15 protein-coding genes and 1 pseudogene are annotated in these 17859 nt (G+C 49.3%); 10 read left to right on the top strand and 6 right to left on the bottom strand.

Annotated elements, in window-relative coordinates; genetic code table 11:
* Window positions 1-48 precede the first annotated feature (48 nt).
* Window positions 49-531, top strand: a pseudogene (locus tag Z042_RS26640) (carboxymuconolactone decarboxylase family protein); the annotation flags it as partial.
* Window positions 532-654: 123 nt separating this feature from the next.
* Entirely contained in the window at window positions 655-1062 is a 408-nt protein-coding gene (locus tag Z042_RS26635; protein WP_051506717.1) for a cupin domain-containing protein, read from the top strand.
* A 305-nt stretch (window positions 1063-1367) separates the two neighbouring features.
* Here the strand turns inward: Z042_RS26635 and arcA are convergent, their stop codons facing one another.
* Both arcA and Z042_RS16135 read right to left on the bottom strand, forming a co-directional pair.
* On the bottom strand, window positions 1368-2639 hold the full coding sequence (arcA, locus tag Z042_RS16140) for an arginine deiminase (protein ID WP_024913137.1): 1272 nt from the start codon (window positions 2637-2639) through the stop codon (window positions 1368-1370).
* A 15-nt stretch (window positions 2640-2654) separates the two neighbouring features.
* Entirely contained in the window at window positions 2655-4178 is a 1524-nt protein-coding gene (locus Z042_RS16135; RefSeq protein ID WP_024913138.1) for an amino acid permease, read from the bottom strand.
* A gap of 558 nt (window positions 4179-4736) precedes the next feature.
* On the opposite strand from Z042_RS16135, the gene Z042_RS16130 reads away from it, so the two are divergent.
* Complete coding sequence (locus Z042_RS16130; RefSeq protein ID WP_335337156.1) at window positions 4737-5705, top strand: acyltransferase family protein; 969 nt, start codon at window positions 4737-4739, stop codon at window positions 5703-5705.
* Here Z042_RS16130 and Z042_RS16125 read toward each other — a convergent pair.
* Together Z042_RS16125 and Z042_RS16120 are read right to left on the bottom strand one after the other, a co-directional pair.
* On the bottom strand, window positions 5664-7184 hold the full coding sequence (locus tag Z042_RS16125) for a Na+/H+ antiporter NhaC family protein (RefSeq protein ID WP_024913140.1): 1521 nt from the start codon (window positions 7182-7184) through the stop codon (window positions 5664-5666). The genes Z042_RS16130 and Z042_RS16125 overlap by 42 nt on opposite strands.
* Before the next feature lie 211 nt (window positions 7185-7395).
* Window positions 7396-7965 carry a DJ-1/PfpI family protein gene (locus tag Z042_RS16120; RefSeq protein WP_024910653.1) on the bottom strand — a complete coding sequence of 190 codons (570 nt, stop codon included), beginning with the start codon at window positions 7963-7965 and terminating at the stop codon, window positions 7396-7398.
* 187 nt (window positions 7966-8152) lie between these two features.
* Here Z042_RS16120 and yghX point away from each other — a divergent pair, with 187 nt between their 5' ends.
* From yghX to Z042_RS16105, 3 genes are all read left to right on the top strand, one after another.
* Window positions 8153-9040, top strand: coding sequence for a YghX family hydrolase (gene yghX / locus Z042_RS16115; protein WP_024910654.1), 888 nt, complete (start codon window positions 8153-8155; stop codon window positions 9038-9040).
* A 73-nt stretch (window positions 9041-9113) separates the two neighbouring features.
* Window positions 9114-9734: a DUF6506 family protein gene (locus Z042_RS16110; protein ID WP_024910655.1), complete on the top strand. Its 621-nt coding sequence runs from the start codon at window positions 9114-9116 to the stop codon at window positions 9732-9734.
* 73 nt (window positions 9735-9807) lie between these two features.
* Window positions 9808-10146: a cupin domain-containing protein gene (locus Z042_RS16105; RefSeq protein WP_037405760.1), complete on the top strand. Its 339-nt coding sequence runs from the start codon at window positions 9808-9810 to the stop codon at window positions 10144-10146.
* A gap of 46 nt (window positions 10147-10192) precedes the next feature.
* Here Z042_RS16105 and Z042_RS16100 read toward each other — a convergent pair whose 3' ends face one another.
* Window positions 10193-11743: a BCCT family transporter gene (locus Z042_RS16100; RefSeq protein ID WP_024910657.1), complete on the bottom strand. Its 1551-nt coding sequence runs from the start codon at window positions 11741-11743 to the stop codon at window positions 10193-10195.
* A 170-nt stretch (window positions 11744-11913) separates the two neighbouring features.
* On the opposite strand from Z042_RS16100, the gene betI reads away from it, so the two are divergent.
* From betI to mdcG, 4 genes are all read left to right on the top strand, one after another.
* Window positions 11914-12501, top strand: coding sequence for a transcriptional regulator BetI (betI, locus tag Z042_RS16095; RefSeq protein ID WP_024910658.1), 588 nt, complete (start codon window positions 11914-11916; stop codon window positions 12499-12501).
* Window positions 12502-12593: 92 nt separating this feature from the next.
* Window positions 12594-14066, top strand: a complete 1473-nt coding sequence (gene betB / locus Z042_RS16090; protein WP_024910659.1) for a betaine-aldehyde dehydrogenase — start codon at window positions 12594-12596, stop codon at window positions 14064-14066.
* Between the two features lie 22 nt (window positions 14067-14088).
* Complete coding sequence (gene betA / locus Z042_RS16085) at window positions 14089-15759, top strand: choline dehydrogenase (RefSeq protein WP_024910660.1); 1671 nt, start codon at window positions 14089-14091, stop codon at window positions 15757-15759.
* Window positions 15760-15950: 191 nt separating this feature from the next.
* The gene (mdcG, locus tag Z042_RS16080; RefSeq protein ID WP_081758403.1) at window positions 15951-16658 is read left to right on the top strand and encodes a malonate decarboxylase holo-[acyl-carrier-protein] synthase; all 708 of its coding nucleotides are present in this window, start codon (window positions 15951-15953) and stop codon (window positions 16656-16658) included.
* A gap of 3 nt (window positions 16659-16661) precedes the next feature.
* Here mdcG and Z042_RS16075 read toward each other — a convergent pair whose 3' ends face one another.
* Window positions 16662-17735 carry a porin gene (locus Z042_RS16075; RefSeq protein ID WP_024910662.1) on the bottom strand — a complete coding sequence of 358 codons (1074 nt, stop codon included), beginning with the start codon at window positions 17733-17735 and terminating at the stop codon, window positions 16662-16664.
* Between the last annotated feature and the right edge of the window lie 124 nt (window positions 17736-17859).

The raw sequence follows: 17859 nt of genomic DNA, 5'->3' as shown, positions 1-17859 counted from the left end.
AAACAGCAGTCTGTAATTTCTATTGCCACATTCACCGCAAATGGTGATATGGCCCGACTTGAACCTGCATTTAATGATGGTCTGAATAGCGGTCTGACTATTAATGAAATTAAAGAAATACTGGTTCAGATGTATGCCTATGCGGGTTTTCCCAGAAGCCTTAATGCGTTGTCCGCATTCATGGCAGTAACCCAGGCTCGCTGTCAAAAAGGTATCAGAGATGAAACCGGGAACCCGGCAACACCTCTGCCTGACGGGTGGAACAGCCTTGAGTCCGGTAGTATCAATCAGTCCAAACTGGTCGGGCAACCTGTTGTCGGCGCGGTGTTTGAGTTTGCGCCAGCGATTGACCAGTTTCTCAAAGCCCACCTGTTCGGCGACATTTTTCAGCGTGATGTGCTGGACTGGCAGACCAGAGAACTGGCTACCATCTCAGCATTGGCTGCCATGCAAGGAGTAAACAGCCAGCTTGAGAGCCACTATACCATCAGCCTGAATAACGGTTTAACACCTGAACAGCTCTGGGATTTTACGAATATCCTCACAATCAAGTGCGAAAGTGCTATGGCAGCCAATGCCAGGGAAGTGTTGCACCGGTTATTGGTAAAATTAAACAGAGAAATTCCATCAGAAAATACAAACACAGGAAATATCATGAGTGAAAAATTTGTCGGGAATGGTATTTTCCCGAAAGGGCCGAAAAATGAAGCCTATGCACAATACTTCCAGGGGACAAGTTATCTTAATATGCTGTCCACAACAGGTGTGACTATTGGTAATGTGGTATTTGAGCCGGGTTGCCGAAATAACTGGCATATCCACCACAAGGGCGGGCAAATACTGCTGGTGACCGGTGGTCGTGGCTGGTATCAGGAATGGGATCAACCAGCCCGCCCACTGGTTGCCGGGGATGTTGTCAATATCCCCCCTGGAACCAAGCACTGGCACGGAGCAGCAAAAGATAGCTGGTTTGCTCATATAGCGGTTGAAGTTCCTGCCAATGGGTCTTCAAATGAGTGGCTTGAGTCAGTAGACAACGAGCACTATAACCTGCTGCCATAAACTCAATGAGAGTGAGGAAAATCCCTCTCATTTATGTCGCCGTTAGGCTGGGAGCACATCAATCTGACCGGCGATTATATCTGGAAAAGCAACCGGATACCGGTTTCCGGTAAGTTTCATCGCCTGAAACCAGCTAAAGTCGAAAGGTCAAAAAAGAGCTTTGACGTACAATAATTTTCGATATCCAAGCTGCCCCCTCTGCTACTTGCTTCACTTTCACCAGTACCGGGCGATCTGCTCAGGCATAAAAAAAGCCGGATAGACAAGCTACCCGGCGTTTGAGTGTGATGACTGATTTATTTCAATTAATAGTCAATGGCATCACGGATAATCGGGCAGGTCATACAGTGACCACCACCACGGCCACGACCCAGTTCGCTGCCCACAATCTCAATCACCTCAACCCCTTCTTTCCTCAACTGGGTATTGGTTTTGGTATTGCGGTCGTAAGCTAGTACCACACCTGGAGACAGAGCAACCATGTTGTTACCGCTGTCCCATTGCTGGCGTTCGGTATCATAGTCGTTGCCTTCGGTTTCTACGACGCGCAGTTTTTTCAGATTCAATGCCCCGGCGATCGCTTCAACAAAAGTGCCTTTGTCGCGGCTCAGCTTCATGCCGGTTGGGCCACTGTCCGGGCGCAGCGAGAAGGTTTTGATCTGATCGACGATAGCAGGGTAGAGCGTGACAACATCGCGGTCGCAGAAAGTGAATACCGTATCCAAGTGCATCGCCGCACGCAGCTTAGGCATGGCAGCGATCATCACCCGCTCAACACCAGAGTGTTTGTTAGCAAACAGTGAGGCCGCCAGCTGAGTAATCGCTTGATGCGAAGTACGCTCACTCATGCCGATCAACACCGTTTTGTTACCAATAGGCATCACATCGCCGCCTTCCAGGGTAGCGGTGCCATGGTGCACGGTTGGGTCCCCCCACCAGACGTTAACGTTACCCGCAAAGTCTGGGTGGAATTTGTAGATGGCGGTCGTCAGGATGGTTTCTTCATGGCGAGCAGGCCAGTACAGAGGGTTCAACGTCACCCCGCCGTAGATCCAGCAGGTGGTATCACGGGTATATAAGGTGTTCGGCAACGGTGGCAGCAGGTATTCTGTAATCCCGACGGCTTCACGGATCAGTTTCAGTTCTTCGTGATCGGCATAACCCTCTTTGGCCAGTTCTGTGGTGGAAAGGCCACCGATCAGGACTTCGGCCAATGCCCGCGGTGCCAGTCCATCCAGAAAGCTGCGGGTTTCATTCAGGATCCCCAGAGACACTTCGTTCGGCACAATCTGCTGATCCAGTATCCATTTTCTGGCTTCTGGCAACGCCAGCGTTTCTGCCAGCAGATTGTGCATTTCAACCACATCAACGCCGTGTTCGCGCATCTTGGTCATAAAGTCAAAATGGTCACGTTTGGCACGTTCAACCCACAGTACATCATCAAACAACAACTCATCACAATTGCTTGGCGTCAGCCGGTTGTGCGCTTTGCCGGGCGCACACACCATCACTTTATGTAATTTCCCTACTTCTGAATGTACACCAAACTTGGTCTGTGTCTTTTTTTTAGTCGACATAATGACTTGCCTCGATCAGATAGTAATAACGCCAGTTGCAATGTTATAGATTGCAACAATTGCGGCGACCATGACGATAACAAAGAGCCCCATTTCAGCCGGGTTGTTGAACAGTTTTTTTGCATGCTGTTCACGCTTGGCCAGAATGTACAGCAGCGTGCCAGGACCATAGATAATGGCCGAGAGCAGAATATATTTCATACCACCGGCATACAGCATCAGCAGCCCGTAGAAGGTTGCAATAGCCGCAATGATCAGGTCTTTCTTGAGATCGGTTTTATCGGTTTCGTAAGTTTCTCTTGTCCAGGCCAGTTTCAACCCGTAAGCCGCAACCAGCAGGTAAGGGATCAGGGTCAAAGAGCTGGTCAGCTCAAGTGCCAGTTGGAAGGCATAGTCACTGAACAACGTCAGAATCAAAAATGTCTGAACAGTGATGTTGGTTAACCAAACGGCGGCAGACGGAACCGCGTTACTGTTTTCTGTACCAAATATTTTTGGCATGCTCTGACTTTTCGCTGCCGAGAACAGCACCTCTGCGGCCAACAGTGACCAAGAGAGATAAGCCCCTAACACCGAAACAATCAACCCTACGCTGATAAAGATAGCACCCCAGCGGCCCACAATGGCTTCCAGCACGCCGGCCATGGAAGGTTGGCGCAACGCAGCCAAATCAGGGCGCAACAGCACACCGTAAGAGAGCATGGTGATCAGTACCAGCAGGCACAGGACACCGATGAAACCCAGAACCGTTGCGATACCGACATGGCTGCGCTCTTTGGCATAGCGGGAGTAGACACTGGCTCCTTCAATCCCTAAGAACACAAATACCGTTACCAGCATGGTGCTGCGTACCTGGCTGAACAGTGATTCAGGTTCTGCAACCGGCGTGATCGCTGCCGCCGCATGCCCGACATAACCATAATCATTGAGATGAGTAAGATCTCCAACGCTGGCAAGAGAGGCGGATTCTGGGGAACCCCAGAAGTTGAGCATGAATATGTCACTTTTGAAGGCAAAGATCAGGACAATAACGAACAGGATAATTGGCAGGATTTTGGCAACAGTGGCAATGGTATTGATTGCCGCTGCGCTTTTTACTCCGCGCAAAATCAGAATATGAAATCCCCACAAAATGACTGAGGCCACTAATACGGCGGGAATAGTATTACCATCACCAAATATTGGGAAAAATGCACCCAATGTTGATTTGATCAACACAAAGTAGGAGACGTTACCAATACAGGTACCCGCCCAAAATCCAAGTGCTGAGGCAAATCCCAGATAATCACCAAATCCTTCTTTGGCATAAATGAATACGCCGGAATCCAGATTAGGTTTACGTTGAGCCAAGGTTTGGAAAACAAAGGCCAGCATTAACATACCACCACCGGCAATACACCAAGCGATGATGGCACCAAACCCCCCCGTTGCGCGCCCAAATGTCGCCGGTAAAGAAAATATCCCGGCACCTATCATGGAGCCCACAACCAGCGCTGTGAGCGACCATAGGGACAGTTTATTCGTTGATGAGCTTGTCATGATTTTCCTTACTGACACCAAGTCATAAGTTGTGTGTTATTAAAAGCTAACGTCACTAATGCAGTTACAATTAAATCATAGCTATAACCACCAATTTTTCCTGTCAGGAAAAACTCCGTTACAATCATAACGGCTTAGTTTCTTTTGGTTTTTTTGCATATCTCCGGCATGACAGGTTAAAGTTCCAGTAAAAACATTTTTATCGAAATAATACTCTGATTTTTATGAAAAAAAAGCATTAATTAATTTCATGGGCGGAGAGGGGGAAGAATTGCGTTTGAATCAGCCTAGCAGGAAAAAAACACTGCATTCTCATTTTTCTTCTAATTTCAAAAAGTAGCGCCACATTATTCTGGCTTACCGTCCTGATAGGGGAAGTGCACTACCTGAGAACATGAATTCTGTTTTAGAGCAGGATGAGTTCAGGAAAAAATATCCTTGTACTCGTTAAGTACATTGATAATTATACATTGTGTAGCGAGCGCTATTGTACTAAAATTATTTTTATAAAAAACAGTAAGGTGCGTTTGAACGCGCTGAGTAATTGGTGGTAACCTAATGATTAAAAGCGTAAACCAGCATGCATTAAAAAGTTTGAGCTGTTTTGCAGCGGTGACTTTTTTTTCAACAAGCCAGATATGCGCTTATGAGTGTTTTCTCAATGCAAATGCAATGAGTGTTTTTTACTTTCTATCGATAATATCTAAACCATTGTTTTTTATAATAATAGGCTATATGGATGAAATCGAGGAACTGACGAAAAAAGATATTCTGATTAAAATAAAATCCATCATTATTATAATGATTTTCTGGAATATTGTTTTATCTCTTATCACAACTCAATATATACAGCAAGGTTATATTCTACAAAATGGCATCTTGCTAAATATGGGGGTGATTTATTTGATTTACCCTATTATTCTTAAAGGCATTAAGCATTTAAAAATAACCGCGCTGTTCTTCTCCAGCCTGGTTGCCATTATTGCCTTGCTCGATATCTTCAGCCCATTAGATATGAAAGATGATCCTCTGTTTATTTCCAGTTACTCATTCATATGGATATGGGGAGGGTATTACATTTTTGGTCATATGTTAGGTTCTGAGCAAGGCCGCCAGTTCACCAAAAAGATACGCACGCTTTGGGTTGCAGCGATAATGCTGGTCCCTCTTGCTATATCGATGTATTTCTATGAGCGCTACTTATCAACTCACGTTCAGCTCAGTGTGGCAGGCTGGTTTGTATTAGAGCATCTTCATCTGTTGGCGATGAGCCTGATCTTGTTTGTTCTCTTCGATAATATCAACATCAAGAACCGGCTGGTAACCAATATCGTCGAATTTATCAGCCCGGCGATGGTCGGGGTGTACATCGTTCATTACAGTGTGTTTTACTTTATTACCACATTGTATGACTTCAACGATGCCACCCTGAAGTTTACCCTGCTAGTGCTGGTATTTCTTGCCTCTGTTATTGTTTCCCGCCTGTTACTTTTGAACAGGTACACCGCCAGGATTATCTCCTTCTGAATGCTCTGGCGATGTGGCAACCGGTATGCGGCGAATATTAATATTCATAATACCCAGAGCCAGAGTAATCAGCGGTGCGGCAATGTTGAAAACGGCAAACGGCATATAAGCCATGGTTGAAACACCTAATACAGCGGCCATATAGGCACCGCATGAGTTCCATGGGATCAACGGAGAAGTGACGATACCGGCATCTGAAACAATGCGTGACAGGTTCTCAGGCGCCAATCCACGTTTAGCAAACTCACCGCGGAACAGACGGGTTGGCAGCAGCAGGGCAATATACTGATCGCCCGCGGTAATGTTAAGCCCGATGGCGGTGCCAACAACCGAAGCAAACAACCGGACAATGCCTCTGGCGCGCAGCAGCAGCGGAGTCACCAGTTTGTTCAGCAACCCAAAGTCATCCACCATAATCCCAAAGGTGACCGCACCGATGATGAGCCAAATGGTCAGCAACATGCTGTCCATGCCACCACGGGAGAGCAGGGCATCAATTTGTTCCATCCCTGAGTTTTCCTGAAAACCGTTGGCCATCGCTAACCAAATGGCCTTAATGGCCTGCAGTGGCGCAGACACATCCGGTTCGGCGATAAACCGCACGATAACCTGCGGTTGCATAAACGCCGCCATCACCCCGGCCAGTAGCGCCGAACACAGAATCGCCAATGAGGCTGGGACTTTGAAGACCGATAACACCAACAGGAAAACCAGTGGCAACAAATTCCATGGTGTGATGTGAAAAAGCTCATTGAACCGGGTAAGTTCATTATCGGTGATGGTAGAATCAAAACCGCTATGCTGGCTGATGCCCAGTACGATAAAAGCGATCAGCGCAATAACGCCTGAAGGAACCGTGCTCCACAGCTGCGAACGGATATGTTTATACAACGGCACACCGTTTAATTGGGCCGCTAACACCGTACTTTCTGACAGCGGTGATATTTTGTCACCCACATAGGCCCCGGAGATCACCGCCCCGGCAGTGATTTCCGGTGATAATCCCAGCATATTAGCCAAACCGACCAATCCTACCCCCAAGGTACCTGCGGTCGTCCAGGAACTGCCGATACTCAGCGATACCCCAACGCAAATCAGGAAAGCAATGGGAAAAAACCAGTTCGGCGAGATCATCTGAATGCCGTAGTACACCATCGTCGGGATAGTGCCGGACATATTCCAGGTGCCAATCAACGCGCCGACCGAAAACAGAATAAAGACGGCGCTGGAGATGGTTGCCAGGCCTTTACGCCCAGATTCGGAAACCTCCTCCCAGGTATGGCCATTTTTTAAAATCACCACGGCAGTGATCATGGTACTGAGTATGATTGCAACCTGCAGAGGGCCGTTAACGGCATCAAGGCCGAACAAGGCAACGGAAGAACCCACCAAAATGATCAGCGTAAAGACCGGAATCATGGCATCAAGATAACTGGGGGTTTTCACTTTACGACGGGGTGTTTGGGGATGACTGGCCATATGTACTCCACAGATAATTAAGACAACAGGATTGCCGGAAGTAATTAGCCGAACCTGTGGTAACTACTGAGGTAAGTATAGCGTGCCGGTGTATATCGCAATGATTATTTTCAGAATTGTGTCACTCTCGCGGAAATGTTGAGGTGGTAACCCTCTCCGGTTTCTGCTACCAGAAACCGGAGAGGGTTACGCAAAAACGCTCTGGGTATTTCTATTTTTCCAGCACGTTGACGAACTTCGCCAACCATTGTGGATGCGCAGGCCAGGCCGGTGCAGTCACCAGATGGCCGTCAACGTGCGCCTGATCGATACCGATATCGGCATATTCTCCGCCACTCAGCCGCACTTCTGGGGCGCAGGCCGGATAAGCGCTACAGGTGCGCCCGTTGAGCACGCCCGCTGCCGCTAATAACTGTGGGCCATGGCAAACGGCAGCAATCGGCTTACGTGCGGCATCAAACTCTTGCACTATCTGGATGACCCGTGGGTTAAGGCGTAAGTATTCCGGGGCCCGGCCACCGGGAATCAGGAGAGCGTCATAATCTTCAGTGCGCGTGGCTGCAAAATCCGCATTCAGCACAAACCGATGCCCCGGCTTTTCACTGTATGTCTGCGCACCATCAAAATCATGGATGGCCGTCATGATATAGTCACCTTTACTTTTATCCGGGCAGATCGCATCAACGCTATAGCCCAACATCTGTAATGCCTGGAAAGGCACCATGGTTTCATAATCTTCGGCGTAATCACCAACCAGCATCAATATTTTTTTCTTGCTCATTGTCTGTGTCTCAGGTGGAGGAAAACTCAGTTAGTTATAGCCCATCAAGCCAAAATCGGTAGAAAGCTTTGGGGAAATTTATGGTACACGCATTATTACCGTGTTTCTCCGCAGCGCTATGGCTATTATTGAAAATCAATAAGGTACAGAGGTAATGCTATAACGACATAAATAATCGGAGGAACACATGACTCGTCTCACCGCAAAGGATTTTCCCCCAGAACTGCTTGAGCTGTATGACTATTATGCTCACGGATTTATTTCCCGGCGTGAGTTTATCGACCGCGCGGCCCGGTTTGCCGTGGGTGGCATCGCCGCCGCCACGCTCGTTGGCTCCCTGTTGCCTGACTATGCGCTCGCTCAACAAGTTGAATTCACCGATCCTGATATTGTTCCGCAATACATTAACTATCCGTCCCCGAAAGGCCATGGCCAAGTGCGGGGCTACCTGGTATTACCAGCCAAAGCGAAAGGGCCGGTTCCTGGCGTGGTGGTGGTGCACGAGAACCGTGGGTTAAATCCGTATATTGAAGATGTCGCGCGTCGCTTGGCAAAAGCCGGGTTTGTGGCGCTGGCGCCCGATGGGTTGAGTTCGGTGGGGGGTTACCCCGGCAACGATGACAAGGGCAGGGAACTACAGCAACAGGTTGATCCTGAAAAACTGATGAATGACTTTTTCGCCGCTGTTGAATTCCTGATAAGCCACAAAAGCACAACCGGGAAAGTGGGGATCACCGGCTTTTGTTATGGTGGCGGGGTGGCTAACGCCGCCGCTGTGGCCTACCCAGAGCTGGGTGCCGCAGTGCCATTTTATGGGCGACAACCTAAAGCGGAGGACGTCCCTCGTATTAAAGCCCCCTTGCTGCTTCATTATGCCGAATTGGATACCCGCATTAATGAGGGATGGCCTGCTTACGAGGCAGCGCTCAAGGCGGCAGGTAAAACCTATGAAGCGTATATTTATCCCGGCGTGAACCACGGGTTTCACAATGACTCAACGCCGCGTTATGACGAAGCCGCCGCAAAACTGGCCTGGGATCGCACTTTAGCCTGGTTCCGGCACCATCTGGCATAAAAAGGGTTTCGCTCGGGAAACGGAAAAACGTATCCACATAACGGGCACGTAATAAATGATAAGGATTCCCAATATGGCAGTACCACATTCTTCTGGCCACAGGCCGGCTCCGCTTAACAAAGCCATTATCTACGAAGGTTATGGCGCTAAGCCCGGTCAGGTCAGATTTGTTCGTGAGAGCGCATCAGGCCGTTTGACTATCGTCGCCATCGGGGAACCTGCTGAGGCACCTGGCGTTGCTCGTCAACTGGTTGATGAGGGGGCCGAGCTAATTGAACTTTGTGGCGCACTGTCGCCAGCCTGGAAACCCAAGATCAGTGAAGAAATCGGTTATCGGGCCCTGGTTAGCTCAATCACTTACGGTATTGAGTCTCTGGTGATGGGAGCCGCGTTTAGCTCGGCCTACGGCGAAGGTAAACCACCTCGTGAGGCCTTTATTATTCTGGAAAGCGATAGCGATCCAGTCCGTGACCGTTTCGAGCAGGCATTCGCTCCCCAGCATACCACCTTCATTCCCGTTCCAGACGAGGCAACTGGGTCTTTGATTGCGGCCGAACTTGCCACGTCCGGGTATGGATTGATTGAGTTATACGGTGGTTTTAGCGCAGCGGGTGCCGCCGCAGTGCTTGAGGCCGTTGAGGGGCGTGTAGCGGTAGGTATTGGCAGTTTCACCCTGGATGCGGTGAGGCGATAGTAGCCCAAATATAAATTGTTGTGATTAGCCGAGTGGCTGGATGGTCACTCGGCGTTAAAAAGGCAAGCAGATAATGACCAATATATTCCAGCATTTCCCTGAAGCTGCGCTTAAGGCAGAAGCAGAAACTTTCGAGACATTACTGTCTCAGCCTAATGTACGCATTGAACGCATTATTTCCACTGGGCAAGCAAGCCCGGAAGGATTCTGGTATTGCCAGCCTCAAGGTGAATGGGTGGTTGTGCTACAGGGTTCAGCGGGTTTGCGGTTCGAGAATGAATCTGAGGTGCACGTCATGCAGGCGGGTGACTTTATTAATATTCCGGCCCAGGCTCGGCACCGCGTTGAATGGACCGATGCTAACGGGCCAACGGTCTGGTTGGCTGTGCATTACGGTTTAGTCGATGATTAACGGAAACAGGCTGGCTGTGTTGTGAGCAGCCAGCCTATCGTTTCTTTCAAGATACCGGGATGATGGTTCTGCTTTCAACCAGGTTTAATTCTTTATACAGATTAATCATATACAGCATAATCACGATCGAGAAAGGTAACCCGCACAAGACTACCGCCGTCTGCATCGCACTGAAACTTCCTGCATAAAGCAGACCAGCACACACCAACGTGGTGATTGATGCCCAAAAAATCCGCAGCCAGGTTGGTGCATCATCGCTGTTCGTTCCACCTTTGCTGGAGAGATTAGCAATCATCAGCGTTCCTGAATCAACCGGCGTCAGAAAGAGCACGAAGCTGATCAAGATAGTAAAGCCCGTCGTAATTTGCGTATAAGGTAAATACTCAAGTAATTTAAATACGGCCATGGGAGGATCGGTTAATGCTACGCTGCCCAGCAAAGATTGGCCTTGCTCCAGAACTAAACTGATCGCGGTATTACCGAAAATCGACAGCCATGCCAGCGTAAACCCTAACGGAATTAACATAACGCCAAAAATGAGTTCGCGAATGGTGCGGCCTTTGGAAATTCTGGCGATAAACAAGCCGACAAACGGCGCCCAGGCTACCCACCACGCCCAATAAAATAGCGTCCAGGCCCCTTGCCACTGGCGTGCTTTGCCGTAAAGATAAACATCAAAACTCTTGCCAATAATCGATGCGAGATAATCCCCCGTATTTTGTAATATCCCGTTAATCAGATTGAGCGTTGGCCCGGCCAGAAATATAAACAGCAGCAACAGGCTCAGAAAGCCGATGTTGATATTTGACAGCATGGCGATCCCTTTTTCCACGCCGGTGACAGCGGCAAACGTGGCAACGGCCATCATCAGAACGATTAACACCAGTAACACATACGAGGCTTGCGGGATATTAAAGAGGTAGTGCAATCCAGAATTTAATAATAATGCGCCGATGCCCAGATTGGTCACCATAGAAATAACGGTCACCAGAATACCAAAGCTATCGACCATATGGCCAACCCAACCGTGAATTCGATCACCAAACATCGGATGCAGTGCGGAGCGTAAAGCCAATGGTAAGCCACGACGATAGGCGAAATACGCTAAGGCGGTCGCTATTAGCGCATACAGCGCCCAACCGTGCAGCCCCCAATGCAGGAACGTGATAACCATCGCCTGACGTGCCGCCTGTACCGTGCCGCCCGCGCCTTCTGGCGGCTGTAGGAAATGATCGAGGGGTTCATAGGCACCGTAATAAATCAACGCAATGCCAATCCCGGCGGAGAATAACATCGCGATCCATGATAAATAGCTAAACTCGGGGGCTTCGTTTTCTTTACCTAATTTGATCTGCCCAAAGCGTGAAAGTGCCAACCAAAACACAAACACCATGCAAATCACCATCAACAGCATGTAATACCAGCCGAATATATCTGACATCCATATTTGAGCTTTACTTAACCATTCCTGGCTGCCAGTGGGAAAGAGGGCCACCAACAGACCCAGTAGCAGAATAACCGTCGCTGACGTGAAAAAAACGGGAGCATTAAGCTGTATCGATTCTTCATCGATGGATTTCGGACTCATCACTGTCATTTGTAAGTTCCATAATACGAGGGTTGTTAAACGACACCATCAGCAAACAATTAATTAACATTTAAAAACATTTTGTTTTACATTTTCGCAGCATATAGTATGTTGATTGAACGTTCAATCAATGAATTTTTAATTAATCATGATTGGATGACTTCACTATCGGAGGCCAGATGTACCGCAAAAACATTCCAGAACAGAGAAAAGAGCAATTGATTAACGCTGCTTGCGCAGCGATCGGTGATGTGGGGCTGGCAGGAGTGACAATCTCTCAAGTTGCCAGCCTGGCCGGGATGTCCAGCGGGCTTGTCAGCCACTACTTTGGCGATAAAGACGCTTTTCTCAACGCCACGATGCGTAAGGTGTTATGCGATCTTCATGACGCGATTGCTGAATGCCGTAAAAACGCGGATGCCTCGGTGAAAGCACAGCTTTTCGCCATTATCGATGGAAACTTTCACCCTAGCCAAACCAACCCGTTATCGATGCGTATCTGGCTCGACTTTTGGGCTGCGAGTATGCACCAGCCTGCGTTATGCCGCTTGCAACGTGTCAACAATCAGCGTCTTTTTTCAAATATCTGCTTTCAATTTCAAAGGAATATGCCAAAGGAACAAGCACGCAAAGCGGCCCGTGGGCTGGCGGCGATGATTGATGGGCTGTGGCTCCGGGGGAGCCTGACAGGAACCGATTTCAACGCCGATAAAGCCAGTGAAATTGCTTATGACTATGTTGAGCGCGTCTTATTGTCTGACACGTAACGTGTTATCCCAACAGGCGTTATTGGAAATAGCCCTACAGGGAGCGGCTCTTAACTTCTTCACCCAAAAAAATGAATGTAAGGAATATGATAATGGCAAGATTTCCCGTACAGCAGCTCTATATTGATGGTCAATTGACGGATGCCAGTGGCTCTGAAATGTTTCAGACCATCAACCCCGCTAACGGCGAAATACTCGCAGAAGTACAACGTGCCACCGAGGCTGACGTGGAGCGCGCCGTTGCCAGCGCCGAACGCGGGCAAAAAATCTGGGCAGCGATGACGGGAACCGAACGTTCACGCATTCTACTGCGCGCCGTTGAGCTACTTCGTGAACGTAATGATGAGTTAGCGCAGCTTGAGACATTGGATACCGGTAAAGCCTATTCTGAAACCTCGGCTGTGGATATCGTGACAGGCGCCGATGTTCTGGAATATTACGCCGGTCTTGCCGATGCATTTGAAGGGAACCAGTACCCATTACGCGATACCAGCTTCTTTTATACCCGCCGTGAACCTTTGGGGGTAACGGCCGGGATCGGGGCATGGAATTACCCGATTCAGATTGCCTTGTGGAAATCCGCGCCGGCTCTGGCCGCGGGTAATGCCATGATCTTCAAACCCAGTGAAATGACCCCATTAAGCGCACTGAAGTTGGCCGAAATTTATACCGAAGCCGGTGTGCCGGATGGCGTATTTAATGTCCTGCAAGGGGCAGGGCGTTACGTCGGGCAATGGTTATCTGAACATCCACGGATTGAAAAAATCTCTTTCACCGGGGGGATTGAAACCGGCAAGAAAGTGATGGCCAGCGCCGCCGCTTCTTCATTGAAAGAAGTCACCATGGAGCTGGGTGGCAAATCACCACTTTTGATCCTTGCCGATGCCGATATTGAACTGGCGGCGGATGTTGCCATGATGGCTAACTTCTACAGTTCAGGCCAGGTTTGTACCAACGGTACGCGCGTGTTTGTTCATCGTTCACAAAAGGCGGCGCTGGAGAAGGCGTTAATAACGCGCGTTAAGCGTATTCGTCTCGGCGATCCGATGGATCCGCAAACCAACTTTGGCCCGCTGGTCGGTTTCTCCCATATGGAAAACGTGCTGAGCTATATCGAAAGCGGCAAAGCAGAAGGTGCGCGCCTGCTTTGCGGCGGTGCCCGTGAAACCTCGGGCGTTTTCGCTCAAGGGGCGTATGTGCAACCCACGATCTTTACCGACTGTGAAGATCACCACACCATCGTCAAAGAGGAAATCTTTGGCCCGGTGATGAGCATTCTGACCTACGACGATGAACAAGAAGCCATCACGCGCGCCAATAACACCACCTTTGGCCTGGCGGCTGGGGTAGTGACGCGCGATCTGGCAAAAGCGCACCGCACGATTCATCAGCTTGAAGCCGGTATTTGCTGGATCAATGCCTGGGGGGAATCACCCGCACAAATGCCTGTTGGTGGTTATAAACAATCCGGTGTTGGCCGCGAAAATGGTCTCAGCTCACTGGCTCATTACACCCGCATTAAATCCGTTCAGGTTGAACTGGGTACTTTCAGCTCAATTTTTTGAGCACCGTCCGTTGGAGGATTTTATGAGTAAGATCAGGGAGTATGACTACATTATTATCGGTGCTGGCTCGGCAGGAAACGTATTAGCAACGCGCCTGACGGAAGATGCGGACGTTACGGTATTACTGCTGGAAGCCGGTGGCCCGGATTATCGTCAGGATTTCCGCACCCAGATGCCCGCGGCGCTGGCATTCCCTTTACAGGGCCGCCGCTATAACTGGGCTTATCTTACCGATCCTGAACCCTTTATGAATAACCGCCGTATGGAGTGTGGGCGGGGTAAGGGTTTAGGGGGATCATCACTGATTAATGGTATGTGTTATATCCGTGGCAATGCTCTGGACTACGATGGTTGGGCGAAAGAAAAAGGGTTGGAAAACTGGAGCTATCTGGATTGCTTGCCTTATTTTAAAGCCGCCGAACGCCGCGATATTGGCGGCAATGACTATCATGGGGACAACGGCCCGGTCAGCGTGACGACGCCAAAACCTGATAACAACGTGCTCTTTCATGCGATGGTTGAAGCTGCGGTGCAGGCTGGTTACCCACGCACCAGAGATCTTAATGGTTATCAGCAGGAAGGTTTTGGCCCGATGGACAGAACCGTAACACCGCGTGGCCGCCGCTCCAGCACCGCGCGCGGTTATCTCGATCAGGCTCGCCCGCGCCCGAATTTAACCATTGAAGTGCATGCAGTCACCGACCGTATTCTTTTTGATAATACCCGTGCCACAGGCGTCACCTGGTTACAGAAAGGGGCAAGACAGGAAGCGCGCGCCCGGCGTGAAGTTCTGCTTTGTGCAGGGGCAATTGCTTCACCACAAATTCTGCAACGTTCCGGCGTGGGCCCCGGTGAATTATTGAAAAACCTGGATATCCCGATCGTTCTCGATCTGCCTGGGGTGGGGGCCAACCTTCAGGATCACCTGGAGATGTATCTCCAATATGAATGTAAACAGCCGGTTTCTTTATCCCCGGCGATGAAACTGCATAACCGGCCAGCGATTGGCGCTGAATGGTTAGCGATGGGAACCGGTATTGGCGCCAGTAATCATTTTGAGGCGGGGGGATTTATTCGCAGCCATGAAGAGTTTGAATGGCCAAATCTTCAATACCACTTCTTACCCGTCGCGGTTAACTATAACGGTTCTAATCCGATAAAAGTGCATAGTTTCCAGGCTCATGTGGGTTCAATGCGCTCTCCAAGCCGCGGACGTATTCAGGTGCGCTCGAAAGATCCCAATGAACATCCGAGTATTCTGTTCAACTATATGTCACATGAGCAGGATTGGCGGGAGTTCCGAGCGGCGATCCGCATTACGCGTGAAATCATGCACCAACGTGCCTTGGAGCCTTTCCGTGGTAAAGAGATTTCACCGGGTATCAATCTGCAAAGCGATGCGGAATTGGATAACTTCGTGCGTAATCATGCCGAAACGGCTTACCATCCATCCTGTTCAAACGCGATGGGGTATCACAATATGGCGGTGGTTGGCAGTGATGGTAAAGTGCATGGCATTGACGGATTACGCGTTGTTGATGCGTCCATCATGCCGCTGATCACCACAGGAAACCTGAATGCCCCCACCATTATGATGGCTGAGAAGATCGCAGATACCATTCGTGGCCGCCAACCTCTCGCACGCCTTGATGTACCTTATTATGTTGCCAATGGTGATCCTATTCGGCGCTAAGATGAGAAGGGTGTAGAAAACGCTAAGCTTCTTTCTGTCGCGCTCAGAAAGAAGCTTTTTTCATGTATAACGTGGCGAAAGATCCTCATGGCTAATCGCGGCTTATCCCTGATCCCATAACGTTTAGCGTAATGACGTCACCTTGGAGGTTATTGACGGTACTTTTACTGGGTTTATAGTCGAAGCACCGAATGAAGATAAATCCCGAGGGCGATGCCATGTTCCACCGCCACGATTTACTGCAATTCTCCCCCCAGGCTGCACAGCAAATTTTTCTGCTCTGGCAGGCAGCGCAACCTCATGACTGGTTATCATCTTTGCCGGATTGGCAGCGGTCGTTCAACGCAGGTGATATACCCGGTATCGTGCGCCGCCATCTTCCTGCGGAAGCCAAAACCGAGATTGCGCTGGGTTTCAGTTTTCCAATGCGCATTGATGGGCAGCGTCAACGTTTCGCGATCACTCTCCCGGCACAGGAGGTGGTACGCCGCATCACCCCCTTCGAGGCTGCCGCAATGGCCTTTTTGGCCAGCAGCCCAGCTCTAGGCGCGCTGGTCGATCTCCGCGAACGATTCCTCCAATTAGGCTGCCTTCCCGGTGTTTGGGGCTCAGCTGCCTTGCAGATTGTCAGCGGGTTTTCTTACACCGATAACGCGTCAGATCTGGATATAGTGATTGAGGCTTGTCACCCTGAGCAATTGCAGGCTGTTTACCAAAGCATGTTACAGCTGGAACGACAGCATCGCCTGCGGATCGACACAGAAGTTTTGTGGCCTACCGGGTATGGCAGCAGTTTGAAAGAATTGATGACTTCTGGAAATCAGGTGTTGGGAAAGAGCCTGAACGATGTCAGGCTCTTTGATAAAACAGCGCTGTTAAGCCTGGTGAATAAAGAATAATGGTTACAACTGATAAACCAGACCGAGAACCAGCGTATTATCGGTTTTTAAGCCTGCGGCCGAGGTGAAATTATTAGCGTCAAGCAGGTTAATTTTGTAGTTCGCATAGGCCGCCACTGTGTTGTTGAAATAGTACATGGCGCCTAGGTTAATAAACTGCACTAGGTTGTTATCGGTATTATAACCACTCAGATCTTTGCCTTTACTTTGCAGATAACCGATCGAAGGCTCGAACCCATTATTAAAACGGTATTTTGCCACTAGCTCAAGCGCCTGGGTTTTATTGGCGATATTCGTACTGCTCGCAAAGGCGGTCATATTGGATGTTTCACCGTAGAGAGCAGCCAGATACAGGCCATCGGCACTGTATTTTGCGCTGACGATATAGGATTCAGCATAGGGGCCACTGGCGACGTGCCTACCGTAGCCCTTCTGTTCATCCGTTCGTTCCGAATGGGTGTATACCCCACCTAATGACAGGCCGCTATCAAAGTTATACGTAGCAGATATCCCATAACCGTTACCATTCTGCTTGTTAAGCGCACGGCCACCTTCATTTTTTCCTTGAAATTGCACCGCGAGGTTCAGGCCGTCAACCAACCCGAAGAAATCCCGATTACGGTAGGTGGCCAGCGTTGTTGCTCGTTGAGCCATAAAGTTATCGGTATGGAAAAGTGTAGCGGCACCAAACTCTGGCAAAACATCGGTCCACGCGCCAAGATCGTACATGATGCCCCAGTTCCGGCCATAGTCAAAAGAGCCGGCTCGATCATGGCTAATGCCCGCAAATCCGAGGCGTGTCCATGAATTTTTCTCTTCACCTTCATATTTGCTGCCTTGGAACTGCATCTGAAAATTACCATATCCGATAAGATGTTCGGCAATCTGGGTTTCACCGCGCAGGCCAAAGCGTATATAAGTATTGTCTCCGTCTTCTTTCGCATTATCAGATAGTAAATGCGATGCACGGATTTTACCGTATACCCCTAATCGATTAGCGTCTTTATGGTATATCTCAACGGCGCTAGCCGGTATACAGACCAGTAACATAAGCATTAGCGTAGTGTTTTTTAACATGAAGTGTCCCTCGCAAAAAAATGCGCTTTTTAATAAAAAATAACGATCTGAAAGAGTGCATTGAAAATGATTACTTATTCTAATAACTTTTTATTTTCACTCTCCTGTCGGCGAACACCATAAT

This window comes from Chania multitudinisentens RB-25, assembly GCF_000520015.2.
Taxonomy (GTDB): Bacteria; Pseudomonadota; Gammaproteobacteria; order Enterobacterales; family Enterobacteriaceae; genus Chania; species Chania multitudinisentens.
This window is presented reverse-complemented; position numbering and strand designations above follow the sequence as displayed.

Excerpts from the sequence above, each read along its gene's own strand:
- Z042_RS16125 (WP_024913140.1), bottom strand. The coding sequence starts at position 7,184 with ATGGCCAGTCATCCCCAAACACCCCGTCGTAAAGTGAAAACCCCCAGT.
- mdcG (WP_081758403.1), top strand. The coding sequence starts at position 15,951 with ATGAAGATAAATCCCGAGGGCGATGCCATGTTCCACCGCCACGATTTA.
- Z042_RS16130 (WP_335337156.1), top strand. The coding sequence starts at position 4,737 with ATGATTAAAAGCGTAAACCAGCATGCATTAAAAAGTTTGAGCTGTTTT.
- Z042_RS26635 (WP_051506717.1), top strand. The coding sequence starts at position 655 with ATGAGTGAAAAATTTGTCGGGAATGGTATTTTCCCGAAAGGGCCGAAA.
- Z042_RS16120 (WP_024910653.1), bottom strand. The coding sequence starts at position 7,965 with ATGAGCAAGAAAAAAATATTGATGCTGGTTGGTGATTACGCCGAAGAT.
- Z042_RS16075 (WP_024910662.1), bottom strand. The coding sequence starts at position 17,735 with ATGTTAAAAAACACTACGCTAATGCTTATGTTACTGGTCTGTATACCG.
- Z042_RS16105 (WP_037405760.1), top strand. The coding sequence starts at position 9,808 with ATGACCAATATATTCCAGCATTTCCCTGAAGCTGCGCTTAAGGCAGAA.
- betI (WP_024910658.1), top strand. The coding sequence starts at position 11,914 with ATGTACCGCAAAAACATTCCAGAACAGAGAAAAGAGCAATTGATTAAC.
- Z042_RS16110 (WP_024910655.1), top strand. The coding sequence starts at position 9,114 with ATGGCAGTACCACATTCTTCTGGCCACAGGCCGGCTCCGCTTAACAAA.
- betA (WP_024910660.1), top strand. The coding sequence starts at position 14,089 with ATGAGTAAGATCAGGGAGTATGACTACATTATTATCGGTGCTGGCTCG.
- Z042_RS16135 (WP_024913138.1), bottom strand. The coding sequence starts at position 4,178 with ATGACAAGCTCATCAACGAATAAACTGTCCCTATGGTCGCTCACAGCG.
- Z042_RS16100 (WP_024910657.1), bottom strand. The coding sequence starts at position 11,743 with ATGACAGTGATGAGTCCGAAATCCATCGATGAAGAATCGATACAGCTT.
- betB (WP_024910659.1), top strand. The coding sequence starts at position 12,594 with ATGGCAAGATTTCCCGTACAGCAGCTCTATATTGATGGTCAATTGACG.
- arcA (WP_024913137.1), bottom strand. The coding sequence starts at position 2,639 with ATGTCGACTAAAAAAAAGACACAGACCAAGTTTGGTGTACATTCAGAA.
- yghX (WP_024910654.1), top strand. The coding sequence starts at position 8,153 with ATGACTCGTCTCACCGCAAAGGATTTTCCCCCAGAACTGCTTGAGCTG.